3 protein-coding genes are annotated in these 2,958 nt (G+C 46.4%); all 3 read left to right on the forward strand.

All coding sequences use genetic code 11. The features are described 5' to 3' along the window. Positions 1-245 precede the first annotated feature (245 nt). On the forward strand, positions 246-1,172 hold the full coding sequence (gene rsmH, locus B4H32_RS01715; protein ID WP_004683427.1) for a 16S rRNA (cytosine(1402)-N(4))-methyltransferase RsmH: 927 nt from the start codon (positions 246-248) through the stop codon (positions 1,170-1,172). Then, entirely contained in the window at positions 1,169-1,507 is a 339-nt protein-coding gene (gene ftsL, locus B4H32_RS01720; RefSeq protein ID WP_004683425.1) for a cell division protein FtsL, read from the forward strand. The genes rsmH and ftsL overlap by 4 nt, the downstream gene beginning before the upstream one ends. A gap of 10 nt (positions 1,508-1,517) precedes the next feature. Further along, positions 1,518-2,958: penicillin-binding protein PBP3 (gene ftsI / locus B4H32_RS01725; RefSeq protein ID WP_286799441.1), on the forward strand; the 1,441-nt coding region annotated here is incomplete at its 3' end.

Consider the following 2,958-nt stretch of genomic DNA (forward strand, 5'->3'; position numbering starts at 1 on the left):
AGGAATCCCCGTCCTTTAGGTCAGGGAGGATGTCAATCAGAGAAGCAATAAACACTCAGAACAAAAGCTGCGTCAATAAACGTGAAAAGCAAATACACAGCATGTATTTGCTTTTTTTGCAAAAAAGATGAAGAAAACGGTTTTATCTATAGAAATTTAAGAATTCTCTACAAAAAGTCGTTTGGTACTGGCATAAAACAAGGTAATAATGTGCAGTTACATTTTTAGCTATTGATCTATTTCTTATGTCGCATATTTCTGTCTTACTTCATGAAACCGTTGATGGCGTATTGGCAGGTCGCGACACAGGCATTTATGTCGATGCCACCTTTGGTCGGGGCGGACATACCCGACTGTTACTTTCAAAGCTGGATCAAAATGCGCGTGTTTACGCATTTGACAAAGATCCCCAGGCGCTTGAGGTTGCGGCACAACTGGAACAGGAAGATTCCCGTTTCAGGATCATCCATGCCAGTTTTGCCGATATTCAGGCTGAGCTTGCCAGAATTGGCATTACTGAAGTCGATGGCATTATGGCGGATTTGGGCGTGTCATCGCCGCAGCTTGATCAGGCAGAGCGTGGCTTTAGCTTTATGCAGGACGGGCCACTGGATATGCGGATGGATAATTCGCAGGGTCCAACCGCAGCACAATGGCTGCTTGAAATCGAAGAAGAAAAACTGGCCAATATTATTTATCAATATGGTGAGGAGCGTTATAGCCGCCGTATTGCCAAGGCAATTAAGCAGGCGGGTGAAATCACCACCACCGCGCAGCTTGCTGAAATTGTCAAAACCGCACATCCAAAATGGGAAAAGCATAAGCATCCCGCAACCCGTAGCTTTCAGGCCATTCGTATTGCCATCAACAAAGAGCTGGATGACATTGAGACATTCCTGCCGCAGGCGGTAGAATTGCTCAAGGCAAAAGGGCAGTTAGCGGTGATCAGCTTTCATTCTCTGGAAGACCGTTTAATCAAGCAGTTTATTCAAAAAGAATCGAGTTTGGCTGAAGATTCAGGCTGGGGCATGCCACAGGCACAGGTGGATACCCGACGTTTAAAGAAAGTTTCACGTGTTCGTGCCAGTGAAGCGGAAGTCAAGGCAAATCCCCGTTCGCGGAGCGCATGGTTGCGCGTGGCGGAGCGTTTAGAGCAAAAAGGCAAGCAATGAACAATAACAACAATGATGATATTTTATCAAGCGGCAACAAGGGACTAAAAAAGGTTGTTGTTTACGCTGTACTTGTTGCGCTGGTGTTTGTTAGTGCAATGATGGTGGTGTTTCAGGTATTTGAGTATCGCCATGATTATCGTGACTTAAGTGCCTACATGCGTGAAAAGGATGATTTAAACGCGGAATGGGGCCGTTTGCTGATTGAGCAGCAAACCTTTGGTGCCACGGCACAGATTGGTTCCCGTGCGGTCACGCAATTACGCATGTTTTCACCACCCGCGGCACAAACGGTTGTGATTTCTCTCCCTATGACTTCAAAGCAAGACAAATAAGGTATGCTGTATGGCAGATAAGCGAAGCAAACCAATACGAAAAAAACAGCAGTCCATTTCGGAAAAACCCACCCTTGCGCTGGATATGTGGCGATTTTACCTGCTTTGGGGAACGGTGCTGCTGTGCTTTGTGGTGATTGTAGCGCGTGCTTTCTATGTACAGGTGATTAATAAGGATTTCTTGCAGAACAAGGCCAATGCCAACATTCTGCGGACTGAACGTTTAGAGGCCATGCGTGGGGTGATCAGTGACCGTCATGGCGTGCCACTTGCGATCAGCACCCCAATTATGAAGATTGTCATTGACCCAAGGGATTATTGGGAAACCAAACAGCTTTATGATGAAACGATGGCTGAGCTCAAAAAAGAACCGACCAGTCGTAAATTAAAACGCCAGTTGCCTGATAAAAACCTGAATCTAGATGAGTTGGCGGATGCGGTGGGTATTGATCGCCAGAGCCTGAAAAAGCAGATGAGTGATCGCCCACGGTCACGCTATCTAGTGCTGCAAAAGGAAATTCCGCCGCAACAGGCTGACTTAATTGTTAAGCGTAACTTTCAGGGTGTCTACGCGGAAAAAAGTTATAAACGCTACTATCCTCAGCCCCAACCCAATGCACAGATTATTGGCTTGACCAATAGTGAAGGAACAGGAATTGAAGGTCTGGAAATGCAACTGAACAAACAGTTGGCAGGGCTGGATGGTGAGCAAAAAATTATTCGGGATAAAAAAGGCAACCGTTTAAAGGTTTCAGAGGTCATTAAAGAAGTTGAATCGGGCGAAAATATCACCCTCAGCATTGATTCGCGTTTGCAGTACATCATGTACCGTGAACTGACCGCCGCAGGGGTGGCGAATAATGCACGTTCTGCAACCGCGATTGCGGTAGATGTGAAAACGGGCGAAATCTTGGCAATGACCAGTTGGCCGTCCTATAACCCGAATGATAAAAATGGGCTTTCCAATAAGGACGCGATGCGTAACCGTGGCGCCATTGATATGTTTGAGCCAGGTTCAACCATGAAGCCGTTTACCGTTGCGGCGGCATTAGAAAGTGGCAAATACACGCCGAACAGCATTGTCAACACCTCACCAGGTTCGATGCGTTTGGGTTCACATACAATTCGCGATACCCATAACTATGGTGCATTGACCCTGACAGGTATTATCGTTAAATCTTCCAATGTGGGGTCAGCCAAACTCGCCTTGTCTTTGCCTAAAGATGCCATCCCCTCTTTCTTCCGCCGCGTTGGTTTTGGGCATCGTTCAGATGTTAAATTTCCAGGGGAAAGTGCAGGTCTGCTGTACTCAGGTGATAAATTGAATCTGTCACAATTGGGGACGATGGCCTATGGTTATGGCTTAAATGCAACAATTTTGCAGTTGGCACAAGGTTATGCCATCTTGGCAAATCATGGGGTAGAAGTACCATTAAGCCTGCATAAACTGG

This window comes from Acinetobacter sp. UBA2063 (genome assembly GCF_002333245.1).
Taxonomy (GTDB): domain Bacteria; phylum Pseudomonadota; class Gammaproteobacteria; order Pseudomonadales; family Moraxellaceae; genus Acinetobacter; species Acinetobacter parvus.